The sequence below is a fragment of the Novilysobacter viscosus genome, from assembly GCF_046600715.1.
In the GTDB taxonomy this organism is placed as follows: Bacteria; Pseudomonadota; Gammaproteobacteria; order Xanthomonadales; family Xanthomonadaceae; genus Lysobacter_C; species Lysobacter_C viscosus.
In genome coordinates this window covers 1-18,025 of record NZ_JBJMAV010000005.1, presented here as the reverse complement: position 1 = coordinate 18,025, position 18,025 = coordinate 1, and the positions used below count along the sequence as shown (strand labels likewise).

At 69.9% G+C, this 18,025-nt stretch carries 16 protein-coding genes; 7 read left to right on the top strand and 9 right to left on the bottom strand.

The features are described from left to right. Positions 1-51: 51 nt before the first annotated feature. From rpsU to ACJQWL_RS08930, 5 genes are all read left to right on the top strand, one after another. Positions 52-267, top strand: coding sequence for a 30S ribosomal protein S21 (gene rpsU, locus ACJQWL_RS08950; RefSeq protein WP_182823286.1), 216 nt, complete (start codon positions 52-54; stop codon positions 265-267). Positions 268-434: 167 nt separating this feature from the next. Then, positions 435-881, top strand: coding sequence for a GatB/YqeY domain-containing protein (locus tag ACJQWL_RS08945; RefSeq protein WP_330969239.1), 447 nt, complete (start codon positions 435-437; stop codon positions 879-881). 140 nt (positions 882-1,021) lie between these two features. Next, a complete protein-coding gene (locus ACJQWL_RS08940) occupies positions 1,022-2,020 on the top strand; it encodes a YihY/virulence factor BrkB family protein (protein ID WP_330969238.1) in 999 nt (332 codons plus the stop codon). 212 nt (positions 2,021-2,232) lie between these two features. Continuing rightward, positions 2,233-3,987, top strand: a complete 1,755-nt coding sequence (gene dnaG / locus ACJQWL_RS08935) for a DNA primase (protein WP_330969237.1) — start codon at positions 2,233-2,235, stop codon at positions 3,985-3,987. Positions 3,988-4,056: 69 nt separating this feature from the next. Next, positions 4,057-6,039, top strand: a complete 1,983-nt coding sequence (locus ACJQWL_RS08930) for a S9 family peptidase (protein WP_330969236.1) — start codon at positions 4,057-4,059, stop codon at positions 6,037-6,039. A 76-nt stretch (positions 6,040-6,115) separates the two neighbouring features. Here ACJQWL_RS08930 and ACJQWL_RS08925 read toward each other — a convergent pair whose 3' ends face one another. Genes ACJQWL_RS08925 through ACJQWL_RS08910 form a run of 4 tightly spaced genes read right to left on the bottom strand, consistent with a single transcriptional unit; the run spans position 6,116 to position 9,534 of the window. Next, positions 6,116-7,036 carry a heme o synthase gene (locus tag ACJQWL_RS08925; RefSeq protein ID WP_330969235.1) on the bottom strand — a complete coding sequence of 307 codons (921 nt, stop codon included), beginning with the start codon at positions 7,034-7,036 and terminating at the stop codon, positions 6,116-6,118. 8 nt (positions 7,037-7,044) lie between these two features. Beyond that, positions 7,045-8,229, bottom strand: a complete 1,185-nt coding sequence (locus ACJQWL_RS08920; RefSeq protein ID WP_330969234.1) for a COX15/CtaA family protein — start codon at positions 8,227-8,229, stop codon at positions 7,045-7,047. A 25-nt stretch (positions 8,230-8,254) separates the two neighbouring features. Next, the gene (locus ACJQWL_RS08915) at positions 8,255-8,818 is read right to left on the bottom strand and encodes a redox-active disulfide-containing membrane protein (protein WP_330969233.1); all 564 of its coding nucleotides are present in this window, start codon (positions 8,816-8,818) and stop codon (positions 8,255-8,257) included. Next, positions 8,815-9,534: an SURF1 family protein gene (locus ACJQWL_RS08910; RefSeq protein ID WP_330969232.1), complete on the bottom strand. Its 720-nt coding sequence runs from the start codon at positions 9,532-9,534 to the stop codon at positions 8,815-8,817. Before ACJQWL_RS08910 ends, ACJQWL_RS08915 begins: the two co-directional genes overlap by 4 nt. Positions 9,535-9,600: 66 nt before the next feature. Here ACJQWL_RS08910 and ACJQWL_RS08905 point away from each other — a divergent pair, with 66 nt between their 5' ends. Then, positions 9,601-9,819 (top strand): twin transmembrane helix small protein, encoded by a 219-nt coding sequence (locus ACJQWL_RS08905; RefSeq protein WP_330969231.1) that lies wholly within the window; start codon positions 9,601-9,603, stop codon positions 9,817-9,819. 65 nt (positions 9,820-9,884) lie between these two features. On the opposite strand, the gene ACJQWL_RS08900 is transcribed toward ACJQWL_RS08905, so the two are convergent. From ACJQWL_RS08900 to coxB, 5 genes are read right to left on the bottom strand one after another with little or no spacing between them, the layout of a single operon-like run. Then, entirely contained in the window at positions 9,885-10,763 is an 879-nt protein-coding gene (locus ACJQWL_RS08900) for a cytochrome c oxidase subunit 3 (protein WP_330969230.1), read from the bottom strand. Positions 10,764-10,809: 46 nt separating this feature from the next. Further along, complete coding sequence (locus ACJQWL_RS08895) at positions 10,810-11,391, bottom strand: cytochrome c oxidase assembly protein (RefSeq protein WP_330969229.1); 582 nt, start codon at positions 11,389-11,391, stop codon at positions 10,810-10,812. Next, positions 11,388-11,534 carry a hypothetical protein gene (locus ACJQWL_RS08890; protein ID WP_411300851.1) on the bottom strand — a complete coding sequence of 49 codons (147 nt, stop codon included), beginning with the start codon at positions 11,532-11,534 and terminating at the stop codon, positions 11,388-11,390. Before ACJQWL_RS08890 ends, ACJQWL_RS08895 begins: the two co-directional genes overlap by 4 nt. Before the next feature lie 45 nt (positions 11,535-11,579). Continuing rightward, positions 11,580-13,211, bottom strand: coding sequence for a cytochrome c oxidase subunit I (gene ctaD / locus ACJQWL_RS08885; protein ID WP_330969228.1), 1,632 nt, complete (start codon positions 13,209-13,211; stop codon positions 11,580-11,582). Between the two features lie 29 nt (positions 13,212-13,240). Continuing rightward, positions 13,241-14,251: a cytochrome c oxidase subunit II gene (gene coxB / locus ACJQWL_RS08880; protein ID WP_330969227.1), complete on the bottom strand. Its 1,011-nt coding sequence runs from the start codon at positions 14,249-14,251 to the stop codon at positions 13,241-13,243. Positions 14,252-14,675: 424 nt separating this feature from the next. Here coxB and putA point away from each other — a divergent pair, with 424 nt between their 5' ends. After that, positions 14,676-17,927 (top strand): bifunctional proline dehydrogenase/L-glutamate gamma-semialdehyde dehydrogenase PutA, encoded by a 3,252-nt coding sequence (gene putA / locus ACJQWL_RS08875; protein WP_330969226.1) that lies wholly within the window; start codon positions 14,676-14,678, stop codon positions 17,925-17,927. Positions 17,928-18,025: the final 98 nt, after the last annotated feature.

The following is an 18,025-nucleotide window of genomic DNA, read 5'->3' as shown; positions in this document are numbered from 1 at the left end:
TACGCGGCTCGCCCGGCGGATCCGGGCCGTACACCCGAACCGAGATCACGTATGCCCAGCGTCAAAGTCCGCGAAAACGAGCCTTTCGAGTTTGCCCTGCGTCGCTTCAAGCGCACCTGCGAGAAGGCCGGCGTCCTCGCCGAAACCCGCAAGCGCGAGTTCTACGAGAAGCCGACCCAGGAACGCAAGCGCAAGGCCGCCGCCGCGGTGAAGCGCCAGTCACGTCGCACCTCGCGCGACGTGACCAAGCGCCAGCGCCTGTACTGAGTACAGCGGGTTTCTTCCCCGCGCCGGGCAACCGGCGTGGCGGAGGTGCGAAGCCGGCCGCGCCCTTGCGCCGCCGGCTTTTTGCGTTTCGCCCTGCCGCCGGGAGGTGGCCTCCCCGAACACCCGGCTCCCGCGCCCCACTCCCCTGACCCGTCCAAGGATCCCCCATGTCCCTCAAGCAGCAACTGGTCGATGACATGAAGGCCGCGATGAAGAGCGGCGACAAGCACAGCCTGGGCGTCATCCGCCTGGCCAACGCGGCGATCAAGCAGAAGGAAGTCGACGAGCGGGTCGAGCTGGACGATGCCCAGGTGCTGGCGGTGCTGGAAAAGATGGTCAAGCAGCGCCGTGACTCGGTCTCCCAGTACGAAGCCGCCGGCCGCGCCGACCTGGCCGATATCGAGAAGGCCGAGATCGTGGTGGTCGAACGCTACCTCCCGGCCAAGCTGGGCGAGGCCGAGATCCGCGCCGCGATCGACGCGGCCGTCGCCGAGACCGGCGCCGCCGGACCGGCCGACATGGGCAAGGTGATGGGCGTGCTCAAGCCGCGCCTGGCCGGCCAGGCCGACATGGGCCAGGTCTCGGCCCTGCTCAAGCAGCGCCTGGCGGGCTGATCCCGGGCGACACCGCCGCCGCGTTCCACCGCGCAGCCGGACCGGTACCGGCGTCGTCGCACCGGAACCTGCGACAGCGCCCTGACCCCATAGCCGGCACACTGCCCGCGGGCACGACCGGTGCCGCCTGCCGCAACGCCATGCCATCGACCACGACCGCCCCCGCCGAACCCGCCACCGGCGAACACGCCCACGGCACCGCGTCCCATGCCGCGCCCGGTACGCCCGAACGCGCGCTGGGCCGCCTGCAGGCGATGCAGGCACGGCTGCAATCAACCCGCGTGGTGCGTTTCGTGCAGCGGTTCATCCAGGACGACATCCTCGCGTTGGCCGCGGCCCTGGCGTTCTACACGCTGCTCTCGCTGGCGCCACTGGTGACGATGCTGCTGTGGTTGACCACGTCGCTGTACCCGGCCGCGCAGGAGGAATTCTTCCGCCAGGTCGGGTTGCTGGTGGGGGCGGAAGTGGAGGCGACGGCGCGGCTGATCGTCGCCAACGCGGAGCGCGAGCCGCATACCGGCTCGCTGGCGGCGCTGATGGGCACGGTGGCGCTGCTGGTGGGCGCCTCGATCGTGTTCGGCCAGCTGCAGGGCGCGCTGAACCGCGTGTTCCGCAGCGACGCAAAGCGCCTGGGCGGTGTGTGGGCGTGGCTGCGCAAGCGCTTGCTGTCGTTTGGCATGGCGGTGGCGCTGGGCTTCCTGCTGGTGGTGTCGATGGCCGTGCAGGCGGGCCTGCAGCTGCTGGTGGCCTACCTGCCGGCGCTGCTGCCGGTGTTCATCGCGCTGTTCTCGTTCGTGCTCTATGCGCTGGCATTCGCCGCGATGTACCACTGGTTGCCCGACCGCGCCGTGGGCGGCATGCGCGCACTGGTGGGCGGCGGCCTTACCGCGGCCATGTTCATGGTCGGGCGCGCCGCCATCGCCCTGTACCTGGGCCAGGCCAGCCTGGGCAGTGCCTATGGCCCGGCCGGCGGCCTGGTGGTGATGCTGGTGTGGCTCTACTACTGCGCGGTGGTGTTCCTGGTCGGCGCGCTGATCACTGCCATGCTCGACGAGCACGCACGGGTCCGGCTGCTCATCGAGGACGCGCGCCGGCAGTGCGCAGGCGCGGGGGGGACTGCCCACAGCGTGGCATCCTAAGCGTCCGCGCCAGCGCCCCCTGCACATTGCCGGAGGACGCTCGGCGGGCGCACGGTGACTCCGTTCGAAGGCTCCCAAGGCACCTGATCGATGGCCCGCATTGCAGACAGTTCCATCGAAGAGCGCGCCGCGACCACCCGCGTGCCCGCCGTGGCGGGTCGGGCCTCTCCGGGGCGGCCGCGCCCCTCGATCGCGTTGAAGGGAGCCCACTGATGGGCCGCATCCCCGACGCGTTCATCGACGACCTGTTGGCCCGCGCCGACATCGTCGAGCTGATCGGCGCGCGCGTGCCCCTGAAGCGGCAGGGGAAGGAATACTCGGCGCGCTGCCCGTTCCACGACGAGCGCTCGCCCAGCTTCACGGTCTCGCCGACCAAGCAGTTCTACCACTGCTTCGGCTGCGGGGCGCACGGCACCGCGATCAGCTTCCTGATGAACTACGACCGCATGGAATTCCTCGATGCGGTCGAGGAACTGGCGCGCCATGCCGGCATGGAAGTGCCCCGCGATACCCGCCAGCGCAACACCAACCCCGACAGCCAGGGGCTGTTCGACGCGGTCGAGGCGGCGTCGAAGTTCTTCCAGAAGCAGCTCCAGTCCAGCGACCGCGCCCGCGCCTACCTCGATGGCCGCGGTGTCAGCGAGGATATCCGGGCACGGTTCGCCATCGGCTACGCGCCCGACGGCTTCAATGCGCTGCGCGACGCACTGGGGACCGACCCGCGGCGGATGCAGCTGCTCGAGCGCGCCGGCCTGTTCTCGCGCAACGACAGCGGCCGGGTCTACGACAAGTTCCGCGACCGGGTGGTGTTCCCGATCCACGACCGGCGCGGGCGGACGATCGCCTTCGGCGGCCGGATCCTGGCCGCGCCGGCGGAAGGGCGCGATGCCGGACCCAAGTACCTCAACTCGCCGGAAACCGAGCTGTTCCACAAGGGACGCGAGCTCTACGGCCTGTGGCAGGTGCGCCAGGCACACAACACGATCCCCCGGCTGGTGGTGGTCGAGGGCTACATGGACGTGGTCGCGTTGTTCCAGCACGGCGTGGACACCGCGGTGGCGACACTGGGCACCGCGACCACGCCCGACCATGCCGAACTGCTGTTCCGCAACGCACCCGACGTCTACTTCTGCTTCGACGGCGACCGCGCCGGGCGCAGCGCGGCGTGGAAGGCGGTCGAGTCGGTGCTGCCGCGCATGAAGGACGGCCGCCAGGCGTTCTTCCTGTTCCTGCCCGAAGGCGAGGACCCCGACACCATCGTGCGCAGCGAGGGTGCCGAGGGCTTCGACACGCGGCTGCAGGCGGCCACGCCGCTGTCGCAGTTCCTGTTCGACACCCTGGCCACCGACGTCAACCTGTCCACGCTGGAAGGCAAGGGTCGGCTGGCCGAGCGCGCGAAGCCACTGCTGGCGCAGATCCCCGACGGCGCGTTCGGTGACCTCATGCGCCAGCGACTGACCGAGCTCACCGGCGTGGGGGCACGCAGCGCCGGCGCCGACACCCACGTGCCGGCGCAGCGCGCGCGGCGGCCTTCGGGTACGCCCGCGCCCAAGCGCAGCCTGGTGCGCGGTGCGATCACCCTGCTGCTGCAGCACCCGCCGCTGGCGCTGGAGCTGCTGCCTCCGTTCCGCTTCGCCGGTCTGCAACAACCCGGGGTGCCGTTGCTGATCGACCTGCTGCAGCTGGTCGATGCGCGCCCCGACATCACCACCGGCGCGCTGATCGAGCATTTCGAAGGCCGCGAGGAGCACGCCGCGCTGCAGAAGCTCGCCGCCGAAGTCGTCCCGGGCGATGTGGAGATGTGGCGCACCACGTTCATGGACGCGATCGACCAACTCGAGCGCTTCCGGCTGCGCCAGCGCATCGAGGTGCTGCAGGAGCGCGTGCGCGATGGCGGCTTCGCCGCGCTCACCGCCGGGGAAAAAGCCGAGCTGCTGCAGTTGCAGGCGGCCACGCGCGGCGCCTGACCGCGGCACGTGAAGCCGGCCACGTCGCTCGGCTAAGCTCCGTGATCAACCAGACCGGGGAGTCGCCTCATGTCGCTGCGCCACGTCTTCACCGTCACCGCCCTGGCCGCCGCGTGCGCGTGGCCGGCCTTCGCCCAATCGCCCGCGCCGGTGGAGCGCGTGGAAACCGGCAACCGCGTCAGCGAGAACATCCCGGCCATCCCGCCGGAACTGGTCGAGCGCCTCAACCGCTACCAGAACACCCGCGGCGCCGGCTTCGCCGGTTGGACCGGCGACGGCTGCCTGCTGGTGAGCACGCGCTTCGCCGAGACCAGCCAGGCCCACCGCGTGTGCGAGCCGATGGGCATGCGCGAGCAGCTCACCTTCTACCCCGAGCCCGTTGCCGGCATCGAGCCCGCACCGCACGCGGCCGGGCTCGACGGGTTCGTGTTCGGCAAGGACATCGGCGGCAACGAAGCGTGGCAGTTGCACTGGTTCGACCTCGACACGCGCGAGGCGCGCCTGCTGACCGACGGCACGTCGCGCAACCAGGGCGCGCTGTTCTCCCGCGACGGGACCCGCTTCGCCTACTCCAGCACCGCGCGCAACGGCACCGACACCGACGTGTGGGTGACGGACTTCCCCGCGGGCACCGCGCGCCCGCTGGTCACCGCCGGCGGCACGTGGGGTGCGCGCGACTTCGCGCCCGACGGCACGCGCATGCTGGTCAGCCGCTACGTGTCCGCCAGTGAGTCGCACCCGGGCGAGGTCGACCTGGCTACCGGCAAACTGGAGCTGTTCCCCGTCGAGGGCGGCAAGGCGGCGTTCGGCGATTTCCGCTACGCGCCCGACGGCCGCAGCGTGTACTACGTGTCGGACGAGCCGATCGATGACCGCAGTGGCGAGTTCATGACCCTGCGCCACCACGACCCCGACACCGGCGCGCTCACCGTGCTCAGCGGCGATATCCCGTGGGACGTGGAGGGCTTCGAGATCAGCGACGACGGGCGCCACCTCGCCTTCGTCACCAACGAGGACGGCATCGCGCGCCTGCACGTGCGCCGGCTGCCCGGACACGAGCCGGTCGCGCTGCCGGAATTGCCGGTCGGCGTGATGGGCGGACTGGGCTTCGCGCCCGACGGCAACCGGCTGGCACTGACGCTCAACACCGCCACCTCGCCCAGCGACGTCTACGTCATCGACCTGGCGTCGCGCGGCCTGGAGCGGTGGACGCGCAGCGAGGTCGGCGGCCTGGACCCGGCGGCGTTCGTGGCGCCCACGCTGGTGCGCTACCCGACTTTCGACCAGGTCGACGGGACGGCGCGAACGATTCCCGCGTTCTACTACCGCCCGGCGAACGTCCCGGCCGGCACCAAGCTGCCGGTGGTGATCAACATCCACGGCGGCCCGGAGGGACAGGCGCTGCCGACGTTCAACCCGACCGCGCAGTTCCTGGCCAACGAGCTCGGCGTGGCGATGCTGGTACCGAACGTGCGCGGCTCGGCCGGCTACGGAAAGACCTACCTGTCACTGGACAACGCCGAGAAGCGCGAGGACTCGATGCGCGACATCGGCGCGCTGCTGGACTGGATCGAAACCCGGCCCGAGCTGGATGCCGACCGCGTCGGCGTGTACGGCGGCAGCTACGGCGGCTACATGGTGCTGGCGGCGATGGCGACCTACCCCGAGCGCATCCGCGCCGGGGTGGACATCGTGGGCATCTCGCACTTCGGCACGTTCCTGCAGAACACCGAGGACTACCGCCGCGACCTGCGCCGCGCGGAGTATGGCGACGAGCGCAAGCCGGAAATCGCCGCGCTGTTCGAGCGCATCTCCCCGCTCAACAACGCCGACCGCATCACCGCGCCGCTGTTCGTCGCCCAGGGCAAGAACGACCCGCGCGTGCCGTGGACCGAAGCCGAGCAGATCGTCGCGGCGACCCGCAGCAACGGCCAGCCGGTCTGGTACCTGCTGTTCAACGACGAAGGCCACGGCTTCCGCAAGAAGACCAACAGCGATCACTTTACCGCCGCGACCATGCTGTTCTGGCAGGCCCATTTGTTGGGAGAGTGAGTCGCCCCGGGCATTGGCCGCGCCACGCACGACGGAAAGGCCCGCATATGCGGGCCTTTTTCCTGCCGCAAAGCGATCAACGCACCGGCAGCAGCTCGAACGCCGGCCCCGGCTGCAGCCACGGCAGCAACCAGTGGTCGAGCAGCAGGAACGCGAACAGTGCCATCAGGTAGACGATGGAGTAGTTGAAGACCTTCATCGCGTACAGCTCGTCGGGCGGGTCCATCAGCCGCCACGCGTGCCACAGGAACACCACGCCCAGCACCAGCGCGCCGCCCAGGTAGAACAGCCCGCTCATGCCCGCCGCCCACGGCAGCACGGTGACCACCACCAGCAGCACGGTGTAGAGCAGGATCTGCCAGCGCGTGTAGGCCACGCCGTGCGTCACCGGCAGCATCGGCACCAGTGCGCGCGCGTAATCCTCGCGGCGGAAGATCGCCAGCGCCCAGAAGTGCGGCGGCGTCCAGACGAAGATGATCAGCACCAGCAGCAACGCGTGCGCCCAGTCCCACTCACCCTGCATGCCGGTGACTGCGGCCCAGCCCAGCAATGGCGGCGCCGCGCCTGCGATGCCGCCGATGACGATGTTCTGCGGCGTGGCGCGCTTGAGGAACACCGTGTAGACCACCGCGTAACCGATCAGCGAAGCAAAGGTGAGCAGGGCGGTCAGCGGGTTGACCCACAGCACCAGCACCGCCATCGACACCGCCGCCAGCACCAGTGCGAACGCCAGCGCGCGCGCCGGGGTGATCTGGCCGACCACGATCGGCCGCCAGGAGGTGCGCGCCATCTTGGCGTCGATGCGCGAATCCAGCAGCTGGTTGATGGCCGCGGCCGACGATGCCGCCAGCCAGATGCCCAGGAACCCGAGCACCGACTCGCGCAGCGGCGGCAGCCCCGGCACGGCCAGGAACATGCCGACGATCGCGGTGAACACGATCAATGCCACGACGCGCGGCTTGGTCAGCGCCCAGTACTGCCGCATGGTGGCCTGCATGCCGCCCATCAGTGCACCGGGCTGCGCAGGCGCGCAAGCAGCGTGACCAGCACGAACAGCAGCAGTACCGCGCCGCCGACGTGGGCCACGGCCACTGCCAGCGGCAGCGAGAACTTGACGTTGGCGATGCCCAGGCCGACCTGGACCAGCGTCGCGAGCGCCAGCAGGGTGGCCCAGCCACGCACGCCCGGGATGCGCGCCAGCCGCGTGGCCAGCACCAGCAGGTAGGCCGCGGCGGCCACCGCCATCAACCGGTGCGCGAGCTGGATCGCGATGCGCGCCTCGCCGCTCAGCACCCCGCCCTCGTAGTCGGCGCCGATGCCGCGCCACAGCACGAAGCCCTCGCCAAAATCGCTGCGCGGCCACCATTGGCCGACGCACCTGGGGAAGTCGAGCCAGTGCGTGGTTTCGCCCACCCATCCGCCGGCGCCACACGCCAGGGCGGCGTAGTTGGCGCTGGTCCAGCCGCCCAGCGCGATCTGCACCCCGAGCACGGCAATCCCCGCGCCCACCCATCGCCGAAGCGTGTGCGCCTCGGCCAGGCGGATCGGCACGTCGGTCGCCCGCCACGCCATCCACGTCAGCAGCGAGAACGTCAGCAGGCCTCCCAGCAGGTGGCCCATCACCACCACCGGCTTGAGCAGCCAGGTCACCGTCCACATGCCCAGCAGCGCCTGGAAGACGATCACCGCCAGGGTGATCGCACCCACGCGGGCCAGGTCGATGTTGCTCCAGCGCAGCGCCGACACCAGCAGGATGGCTTCGCCGGCGATGGCCAGCAGCGAGGCGGCGGCGTACTGGCCCTTCATGTAGAGCGGGATGGCCACGGCGACCAGCCCGGCCGCGACGAGGATCCGCGCGATGCCCCAGCGCTGCTTCCGTGCCGCCAGCAGCGCCAGGCCCAGCACCAGCACGCCCAGGGTGGCGGCGATGTGCCGGTGGAACTGCTCGCGCCATGCCTTGTGCACCTCCAGCGGGCGAACCTCCAGCGCGGTGGCGTGGCGCACCCCCTCCACCGAGGTCGGCCACGCCGCACGTCCGTAGCACGTGGGCCAGTCCGGGCAGCTCAGCCCGGCGTCGGACAGGCGCACGAACGCGCCAAACAGGATCACGCACGTCGCCAGCGCAACCGCCAGCCACGCAATGCGGTGGAAGTGCCGGGACCAGGTGGCGGACTTGAAGGCGATGTTCATTCGGTGGGCACCCGTGCGCGCCGGATCAGCGCAGCTTCAACAGCTTGGAAACGTCCTTGCGCAGCCCGCCCGGGTCGAAGCCGGGCGCGTAACGCAGGATCACGAAACCGTTGGGGTCGATCACGTACACCGGCACGCCGGCCGGATCGTCCACGCGCGGCAGACCGGCACGCACCGCCGGGTCCGGCGCCAGCATGCGCCACGCACCGCCCGCCGGCACAACCGCGGGCGGCTCGCCGATCCACAGCACGTCGACGTCGTCGGCATCCTTGCCGAACAGCTGCCAGACCGTGTCGATGCGCTGGGCCAGCTCGTCGCAGGGCGCGCCGCAGCCGCCCGGGGGCGCCACCGCGATGCGCCAGCGGCGCTCGATCGGCTTCCACGGGTAGGCACTGCCGTCCACCAGGCGCGGGGTGACCCCGCGCAGGTCGCCCGGGGGATCCAGCAGCTCGCCGTTGTTGTGGCTGCCCGCCGGGCGCCAGCCGGAGAAGCGCAGCAGGCCGGCCACCAGCATGCTGCCGAAGAACAGCACGAAGATCGCGATGAGCAGGCCGCGGTTGCGGTTGCGGGTCGAGGTGTCGACGGTCATCGACGGGTGCTCCGGACGGTGAGGATGAGGGCCGTGGCCAGCACGGCAAGCGCCAGCGCGAACCACTGCACGGCGTACCCCCGGTGCTTGTCGGGCGGCAGGGTATTGGGCAGCAGGGCGAGGTCGCGTGCGTACCCCAGCGGCGACGCCGGATCCAGGCGCAGCACCCGCGGGGCCGGCGGCAGCGACATCCCGGTGGCGGCGCCGATGGCCTCCATGTCCACCCGCGTCATCAGCCACCCGTCGCCTGACGGTACAAGGGCGGGTCCCAGCGCGATGCCGGTCGATGGCGGCGGCACCAGCAGGCCCTCCACTTGAAGCTCGCCCTCGGGCCTGTCCACCGTCGGCAGCACCCGGTCCCCGGCCAGCGGCAACCAGCCCAGGTCGACCAGCAACGGATCGCCCTCCCGCGGCAGGAACAGACGGTAGGCGCGAACGCCCACCCGGCCCTCGCGCTGCTGGTTGTCCAGCAACAGCGCCCCGCGCGCATCGAAGCGGCCACCGCCCACGGCCCAGTCGTAGGCGCGGGCACGCGCAGGTTCGGCAGCTGCGGCCAGCGGTACGGCGCTGCGATCGGCCAGTACCCGGTCGGCGGCATCGAGCATGGCCTGCTTCTCGTGCGCGCGTCGCGACTGCCAGGCGCCCAGCCCGGCGAACACGCCGATGGCCACCACCGCCAGCACCCAGCCGAACACAAGGTTGCGCCGGCGGCTCACTCGGGCAACCACCACGGCTGCGATAATCCACGCGCCGCGCCGCCCCGGCGCATCCCGGGCACCGACATGAACGACTCGCTGAAAACCCTGCTGGTCATCGCCTTCCTGATCCTGATTCTCTGGAACCTCGGCGCCGGCCTGTACTACATGCTGGTCGACAAGGGCGAGAGCAAGCGCACCGTGAACGCCCTGACCCGTCGCGTCGCGCTGTCGGTCGGGTTGATCCTGATCCTCGTGCTGGCGATCTGGATGGGCTGGATCACGCCGCACGGCGTGGGGGCCTGAGGCACGGCCCCGGAAAGACGCGAAAGGCCGGCATTGCCGGCCCCCGCGCGCGTTTCGCTACGGCCTTAGAGCACGTAGACGAACACGAACAGGCCCAGCCAGACCACGTCGACGAAGTGCCAGTACCACGCCACCGCCTCGAAGGCGAAGTGGTTGTCGCGGTCGAAGTGGCCCTTCAGGCAGCGGAACCAGATCACCGCCAGCATGATCGTGCCCAGGGTGACGTGCGCGCCGTGGAAGCCGGTGAGCATGAAGAAGGTGGAGCCGTAGATCCCCGACCCGAGCGTCAGGTTGAGGTCGCGGTAGGCGTGGATGTACTCCTCGACCTGGAAGAACAGGAACACGCAGCCCAGCACCACGGTCGCGCCCAGCCAGAACAGCAGCGGCTTGCGGTGCCCGGCCTTCAGCGCATGGTGGGCGATGGTGATGGTCACGCCCGAAGCCAGCAGGATCAGGGTGTTGAGCAGCGGCAGGCCCCACGCCGGGATGGTCTGGAACTGGCCACCCACCGCACCGGGGCCGTTGCTGGGCCAAGCGGTGCTGAAGGTGTCCCACAGCAGGCTGTTGGTCATCACGCCGTCGCCTTCGCCGCCCAGCCACGGCAGCGCGAACTGGCGGGCGTAGAACAGCGCACCGAAGAACGCGGCGAAGAACATCACTTCCGAGAAGATGAACCACACCATCCCCATCCGGAACGAGGTGTCCACCTGGCGGTTGTAGTGGCCGGCGATCGATTCGCGGATGACATCGCCGAACCAGCCGAACAGCACCGCCACCATGGCCGCGGCGCCGACGAAGAAGGTCCACATGCCCCAGCTGGCCTCGTTGAACCAGCTGGCCAGGCCCACCATGAGGACGAACAGCGCGACCGAGCCCAGCAGCGGCCAGCGGCTGCTGTGGGGCACGAAATAGGTGTTGGCGTCGGGCGAATGGGCGTGGGCCATGTCGGCGGGTTCCGTTTGGGTGCGTCGGGTCAGCGAGGCGTGCAGGTCACGGCGCGGCGTGCGGCGAGTTGGCCGCCGCCGCGCGTGCGGTCAGCACGTCGTTCTTGAAGAAGGTGTAGGACAGGGTGACGGTGTTGACGTCGGCGGGCAGGTTGGGGTCGATGATGAAGCGCACCGGCATGTCGCGCTGCTCGCCGGCCTCCAGGGTCTGCGCGGTGAAGCAGAAGCACTCGGTCTTGTTGAAGTAGCCCGAGGCGCGTGCCGGGGCGACCGACGGGGTGGCGCTGCCGACCACGGTGCGGTCGCTGGTGTTGCGGGCGTAATAGGTGGTCTCGTACTGCTCGCCGGGCTTCACCCGCATCGAGAACTGGTGCGGGGTGAACTCCCACGGCAGCTTGGAGTTGACTCCGCCGTCGAACTCCACCGTGACCCAGCGCTCGGCGGCCGGCGTGCGCGCGTCCTGCACGTCCTCCGCGGCGGTGCGCTCCAGGCGGATGCCGAAGACCTTCTCGCAGGCGATCCGGTACAGCGGGATCAGGCTGAAGGTGAACGCGAACGCCGCAATGGCCACGACCACCATCTTCCACGTGCCCGCTGCCGGACGCGCCTTGGGAGTGGGCGTGCTCATTGACCCAGGACCCCGCTGAGGATGAAGGCGACATACACCGCGACCGCGAACCCACCGACCCACAATGCCGTGCGCACGGCTGCCCGGCGACGCGCCTGGACGCTGTCATTGCCGTGCTGCGGATCGCGGGAAGAGTCGGTCATGGTCGCCATGCAACCGGCGCCGCCACGGGGCGGCGCGCGATCGGGTCAGTGGGTGATGTCGCCGTGGGCCAGGTCGCCGTCACGGATGACCGGCGGGGTGGCGAAGGTATGGTGCGGCGCGGGGCTTGGCACGGTCCATTCCAGGCCCCTGGCGGCTTCCCACGAACGGGCGGCGGCAATGGCGCCGTGCTTCTTGGAGTGCAACAGGATCGCGAACATCATGAACGGCGTGGCGAACATGCCGAACGCACCGATCGAGCTGACCAGGTTCCAGTCGGCGAACACCACGTTGTAGTCCGGGATGCGGCGCGGCATGCCGGCCAGGCCGAGGAAGTGCTGCGGGAAGAACAGCAGGTTGACGAACACCATCGTCCACCAGAAGTGGAACTTGGCCCAGGTCTCGTTGTACATGCGCCCGGTCCACTTCGGCCACCAGTAGTAGACCGCCGCGATGATCGCGAACAACGCACCGGTCACCAGCACGTAGTGGAAGTGCGCCACCACGAAGTAGGTGTCGTGGTACTGGAAGTCGGCCGGCACGATGGCCAGCATCAACCCGGAGAAGCCACCGATGGTGAACAGGATGACGAAGGCGATCGCCCACAGCATCGGCGACTCGAAGCTGATCGAGCCCCGCCACATGGTGGTGACCCAGTTGAACACCTTCACCCCGGTGGGCACCGCGATCAGCATGGTCGCGAACATGAAGTAGATCTCGCCACCCAGCGGCATGCCCACGGTGAACATGTGGTGGGCCCACACGATGAAGCTCAGGAACGCGATCGACGCGGTGGCGTAGACCATCGCCTGGTATCCGAACAGCGGCTTGCGGCTGAAGGTCGGGATGATCTCCGACACGATGCCGAACGCCGGCAGGATCATGATGTAGACCTCGGGGTGCCCGAAGAACCAGAAGATGTGCTGGAACATCACCGGGTCGCCGCCGCCGGCCGCGTTGAAGAAGCTGGTGGCGAAGAACTTGTCGGTCAGCAGCATCGTCACCGCGCCGGCAAGCACCGGCATCACCGCGATCAGCAGGAACGCCGTGATCAGCCAGGTCCAGCAGAAGATCGGCATCTTCAGCAGGTCCACGCCGGGGGCGCGCATGTTGAGCAGCGTGGCGATCACGTTGATCGCGCCCATGATCGAGCTGATGCCCATCATGTGGATGGCGAAGATCACGAACGCGACGTTGCTGCCGCCCTGCAGGCTCAGCGGCGGGTACAGCGTCCAGCCGCCGGCGGGGCCGCCGCCGGGCAGGAACAGCGTCAGCAGCAGCAGGCTGAAAGCGAACGGCAGGATCCAGAACGACCAGTTGTTCATGCGCGGCAGCGCCATGTCCGGCGCGCCGATCTGCAGCGGGATCATCCAGTTGGCCAGGCCGACGAAGGCCGGCATCACGCCACCGAAGATCATCACCAGCGCATGCATGGTGGTCATCTGGTTGAAGAACTCGGGGCTGACGTGCTGCAGGCCCGGAACCGCCAGCTCGGTGCGGATCACCACGCTCATCGCCGCGCCGACGATGAACATGGTGAAGCTGAAGATCAGGTACAGCGTGCCGATGTCCTTGTGGTTGGTCGAAAAGAACCAACGCTCGACGAAGCCCTGCTTGTGGCCGTGCTCATCGGTGTGGGCATCGGGGTGGTGATCAGCAACGGGGTGCGTGGCAGCCATGGCCTACCTCTAGGAAAATACGATTTCGATCAGCCGGCCGCGGGAGCGTCGGCCGGGGGGGCGGCATCGGCCGGCGTTTCTTCTGCGTCGGCGTCCGCGTCCGCATCGACCGGGAGCGCGGCCTCGTCACCCTGCTGCACGTCCTCGACCATCTCCGGGTCCAGCCCGCGCGGGGCGAGCCCTGCACCGGTCGGCGGCGGGGTGGTCGGGTCGGCCAGCGGCGCGGTCCCGGCGCGTTGCTGCGCCAGCCACTGCCGGTACTCGGCCGGCGGTACCGCGCGCACCACGATCGGCATGAAGCCGTGGTCCTTGCCGCACAGCTCGGCGCACTGGCCGCGGTAAATGCCCGGCTCGTCGATCTGGGTCCAGGCCTCGTTGACGATGCCCGGGATCGCATCCTGCTTCCAGCCGAGCGCCGGCACCCACCAGGCGTGGATCACGTCGTCGGCGGTGATGACGAAGCGGATCTTGGTGTCGGTCGGCAGCACCAGTTCGTTGTCGACGTCCAGCAGGTAGTGCGGGTGGTCGGCAGCGGTGGGCTGGATGCCACTCTGGCGGATCTCGTCGCTCTTGCGGTCCAGCCGGCTGGTGAACTTCACCCCCTGGCCCAGGTACTCGTACGTCCACATCCACTGGTAGCCGGTGACCTTGACGGTCATCTCGGCATTGCGGGTGTCGTACATGTTGATCAGCTTGCTGGTGGCCGGAAACGCCATCAGCACCAGCAACGCCACCGGGATCACCGTCCACAGGATTTCCAGCCGGGTGCTGTGGGTGAAGTCGCGGTCGGGCACGGCGCCCTTGGACTTGCGGAACTTGAACATGGCGTAGCCCATCGCGCCGAACACCAGCAGGCCGATCGCCACGCAGATCCACAGCGCCAGCATGTGCGCCTCGTAGGCGTTCTGCGACAGGTGGGTGACGCCGCGACCCATGTTCAGCTGCCACCGCTGCGGATCGGCGGCCTGCGCCGAGGCGATGGCAGGAACCGACAGCGCGGCGATGCCTGCTGCCCACTGCTTGAAACGACCGGCTTTCATCACTTCGAGCCCCAGGAAATCAGAAATAGTGGTGAGTGCTCCGCGGGCTGCCTGTCCCGGCCCGGCCCGCGCCACTCGACGCGGGAGACCGTCCGGCAAAACCGGGAGGACAGGTGGCTGGCGAGCCCGTCGCGCCTTGCAGGGCCCATCACGCCGTTACCGGCGCTACGGATATCCGCGAAATGGTAGCCGGCGGGCGGGGCGGCGGCAAGTTGGGTTACGTGCGGGGAGCCTTGCCGGATGCGGTCCAGGCCGCGGGCAGGGGGCCGGTCGGGCCCTGCTGGCAGGCCCTGGCGCGGCCTGCGGGGCATCGCCGGCGCGGGAGCCGAACGTACGCTGGCGTCGGGGAGTTCCGGCATGGGCGGCGGACCCGTGCGGCCCTACACTATGCGGCTTACCGCGCGCCGCGCGACTGCCCTGGCCCATGCACACTCCTCCCGTCGCCGCCGCGCGCGCGTTGATCGCGCCCGAACTGCCTGCCGCCCCCCCTGCCCCGCGTGCCGCCATCACCGATGGCTGGGTCCGCGACGAGGCCGACCACGTCCGGGTGCTGCTGGAACAGGCCCGGCTGCCCGAGGCCGATCGCGCGGCCGTGCAGGCCACCGCGGCCGACCTGGTCGCGCGCGTGCGTGCCCGCGCGCGGCACCAGGGCGCGATCGAAGCCTTCATGCGCCAGTACGACCTGGGCAGCGAGGAAGGCGTGCTGCTGATGTGCGTGGCGGAGGCGCTGCTGCGTATCCCCGACCAGGACACCGCCGACAAGCTGATCCGCGACAAGCTGGGCGATGCGGACTGGAAGCGGCACATGGGCCAGTCCGACTCGGTGCTGGTCAACGCCTCCACCTGGGGGCTGATGCTGACCGGCCACCTGGTGGACCTGGCCGACGGCACCAAGCGCGACGTGCACGGCGCCTTCAAGCGCCTGGTCGGGCGCGTGGGCGAACCGGTGATCCGGCTGGCGGTGCGCCAGGCGATGAAGATCATGGGCCACCAGTTCGTGATGGGCCGGACCATCGGCGAGGCCCTGGCGCGTGCGGGCAAGGGCAGCAACGCGAGCTACCGCTACTCCTTCGACATGCTGGGCGAAGCCGCGCTGACCGCCGACGACGCGGCGCGCTACCTGCAGGCGTACCGCGATGCGATCGAGGCGATGGGTCGCGGCGGCGCGCACGCCGGCAAGGAGGTGTTCGGCGCGCCGAGCATCTCGGTCAAGCTCTCGGCGCTGCATCCGCGCTACGAACACGCCCAGCGCGCACGCGTGCTGGCCGAGCTCACCCCCCGCGTTCTGGAGCTGGCGAGATTGGCCCGCGGCCACGGCATCGGCTTCACCGTGGACGCCGAGGAGGCCGACCGGCTGGAGCTGTCACTGGACGTGTTCGCCGCGGCCTATGCCGATGCATCGCTGGAGGGCTGGGAGGGGTGCGGTCTGGCGGTGCAGGCCTACCAGAAGCGCGCGCCCGAAGTGATCGACTTCATCGTCGACCTCGCCCGGCGCCTGGGCCGCCGCATCCCGGTGCGGCTGGTGAAGGGCGCGTACTGGGACAGCGAGGTCAAGCGCGCACAGGTCGACGGCCTGGCCGGCTATCCGGTGTTCACCCGCAAGCCCAACACCGACGTGTCGTACCTGGCCTGCGCCAGGCGGATGCTCGCCGCCGGCGATGCGATCTACCCGATGTTCGCCACCCACAACGCCCACACCATCGCGGCCATCCACCGGATGGCGCAGATCCACCTGCGGCCGCCGGGATCGCCCACCGCGGCGGCCGGCACGCCGGCAAAGGGCCACGCGATGGCTGCGCGCTTCGAGTTCCAGAAGCTGCACGGCATGGGCGACGACCTGTACGCCGAAGTGATCCCGGCCGACCGGCTGGACGTGCCCTGCCGCGTGTACGCACCGGTCGGCAGCCACGAGGACCTGCTGCCGTACCTTGTGCGCCGGCTGCTGGAGAACGGCGCCAACTCCAGCTTCGTCAACCGCATCACCGATGAAGCCGTCGCCATCGAGGACCTGGTGCGTGACCCGGTCGAAACGGTCGCCGCGTTCGAACAGATCACGCATCCCCGCATTCCGCTGCCGGTCGACCTCTTCCGCAGCTTTGGCCTACACAGGAACAATTCCATGGGCGTGAACCTCGCCAACGACGATCAACTGCGCCAGCTCGCCGCGCAGGTCAACGCCGCCGCCGACCAGCGCTGGTCCGCCACGCCGCTGGTGCCGGGCGCCACGTCCGGCTGCGAGCCGATCGCCTCGACCAACCCCGCCGACCGGCGGGAGGTCGCCGGCCACTGGACGCCGGCCGACAGCGCCACGGTCGAGCGCGCGCTGGCCAACGCCGTGGCCGCCCACGACGGCTGGAACGCCACCCCGGCCGCCAGCCGCGCGGCGATCCTGGAGCACGCCGCCGACCTGATGGAAGCACGCATGCCGCAGTTCATCGCGATGTGCACCAAGGAGGCCGGCAAGAGCATCCCCGATGGCGTGGCCGAGGTGCGCGAGGCGGTGGACTTCCTGCGCTACTACGCCGCGCAGGCTCGCGAACTGTTCGCGCCCGAGCCGCTGCCCGGCCCGACCGGCGAATCCAACACCCTGCACCTGTCCGGCCGCGGCGTGTTCGTCTGCATCAGCCCGTGGAACTTCCCGCTGGCGATCTACACCGGACAGGTGGCCGCGGCGCTGGCCTCCGGCAACACCGTGATCGCCAAGCCCGCCGAGCAGACCAGCCTGGTCGGCTACGTCGCCACGCAGCTGTTGCACGAGGCCGGTGTTCCCGAGGCGGTGCTGCAGTTCGTGCCCGGCGACGGTGCCATCGTCGGCGCGGCGCTTACCAAGGACCCGCGCGTGGCCGGCGTGGCCTTTACCGGGTCGACCAACACCGCGCGCGCCATCAACCGCGCGCTGGCCGCGCGCGACGCCGCCATCGCCGTGCTGATCGCCGAGACCGGTGGCCAGAACGCCTTGATCGCCGATTCCTCGTGCCTGCCCGAGCAACTGGTCAAGGACGTGATGGCTTCGGCCTTCACCTCTGCCGGCCAACGCTGCTCGGCCGCGCGCATCCTGTTCGTGCAGGAGGACATCGCCGACAAGGTCGAGCAGATGCTCGCCGGTGCGATGGCCGAGCTGCGCGTGGGCGACCCGGGGCTGCTGTCGACCGATGTCGGGCCGGTGATCGACGAGGACGCGATGGCGATGCTGCACGAGCACGTCGCGCGCATGGACCGGGAAGCGACGCTGATCGCACAGGCACCGATGGACGGCGACACCGCGCATGGCAGCTTCTTCGCCCCGCGCGCCTACGCGCTGCGCTCGCTCGACCAGTTGCACGAGGAAATCTTCGGGCCGGTCCTGCATGTGCTGCGCTGGAAGGGCGACGACCTGGACGGGGTGCTGGCACAGATCAACACCACCGGCTACGGCCTGACCCTGGGCATCCATTCGCGCATCGACGAGACGGTGGACTACATCGCTTCGCGCGCGCGCGTGGGCAACTGCTACGTCAACCGCAACCAGATCGGCGCGGTGGTCGGCGTGCAGCCCTTCGGTGGCCAGGGCCTGTCCGGCACCGGCCCCAAGGCCGGGGGCCCGCACTACCTGCCGCGCTTCACGACCGAAAAAGTCATCACCATCAACACCACCGCCTCGGGCGGCAATGCGTCGCTGTTGACGCTGGGCGAGTGAAGTCGGGGGGGGGGGGCGCGGCCCCGCCGCCCGGCGCCCGGGGGTGGGCCATCCACGCGCCGCCCCGCGCGCCGCGGCCCGGGTGGGCCGGAGCGGGG

Excerpts from the sequence above, each read along its gene's own strand:
- dnaG (WP_330969237.1), top strand. The coding sequence starts at position 2,233 with ATGGGCCGCATCCCCGACGCGTTCATCGACGACCTGTTGGCCCGCGCC.
- coxB (WP_330969227.1), bottom strand. The coding sequence starts at position 14,251 with ATGAAAGCCGGTCGTTTCAAGCAGTGGGCAGCAGGCATCGCCGCGCTG.
- putA (WP_330969226.1), top strand. The coding sequence starts at position 14,676 with ATGCACACTCCTCCCGTCGCCGCCGCGCGCGCGTTGATCGCGCCCGAA.
- ACJQWL_RS08940 (WP_330969238.1), top strand. The coding sequence starts at position 1,022 with ATGCCATCGACCACGACCGCCCCCGCCGAACCCGCCACCGGCGAACAC.
- ACJQWL_RS08930 (WP_330969236.1), top strand. The coding sequence starts at position 4,057 with ATGTCGCTGCGCCACGTCTTCACCGTCACCGCCCTGGCCGCCGCGTGC.
- rpsU (WP_182823286.1), top strand. The coding sequence starts at position 52 with ATGCCCAGCGTCAAAGTCCGCGAAAACGAGCCTTTCGAGTTTGCCCTG.
- ACJQWL_RS08905 (WP_330969231.1), top strand. The coding sequence starts at position 9,601 with ATGAACGACTCGCTGAAAACCCTGCTGGTCATCGCCTTCCTGATCCTG.
- ACJQWL_RS08920 (WP_330969234.1), bottom strand. The coding sequence starts at position 8,229 with ATGAACATCGCCTTCAAGTCCGCCACCTGGTCCCGGCACTTCCACCGC.
- ACJQWL_RS08895 (WP_330969229.1), bottom strand. The coding sequence starts at position 11,391 with ATGAGCACGCCCACTCCCAAGGCGCGTCCGGCAGCGGGCACGTGGAAG.
- ACJQWL_RS08915 (WP_330969233.1), bottom strand. The coding sequence starts at position 8,818 with ATGACCGTCGACACCTCGACCCGCAACCGCAACCGCGGCCTGCTCATC.
- ACJQWL_RS08890 (WP_411300851.1), bottom strand. The coding sequence starts at position 11,534 with ATGACCGACTCTTCCCGCGATCCGCAGCACGGCAATGACAGCGTCCAG.
- ctaD (WP_330969228.1), bottom strand. The coding sequence starts at position 13,211 with ATGGCTGCCACGCACCCCGTTGCTGATCACCACCCCGATGCCCACACC.
- ACJQWL_RS08925 (WP_330969235.1), bottom strand. The coding sequence starts at position 7,036 with ATGCAGGCCACCATGCGGCAGTACTGGGCGCTGACCAAGCCGCGCGTC.
- ACJQWL_RS08945 (WP_330969239.1), top strand. The coding sequence starts at position 435 with ATGTCCCTCAAGCAGCAACTGGTCGATGACATGAAGGCCGCGATGAAG.
- ACJQWL_RS08900 (WP_330969230.1), bottom strand. The coding sequence starts at position 10,763 with ATGGCCCACGCCCATTCGCCCGACGCCAACACCTATTTCGTGCCCCAC.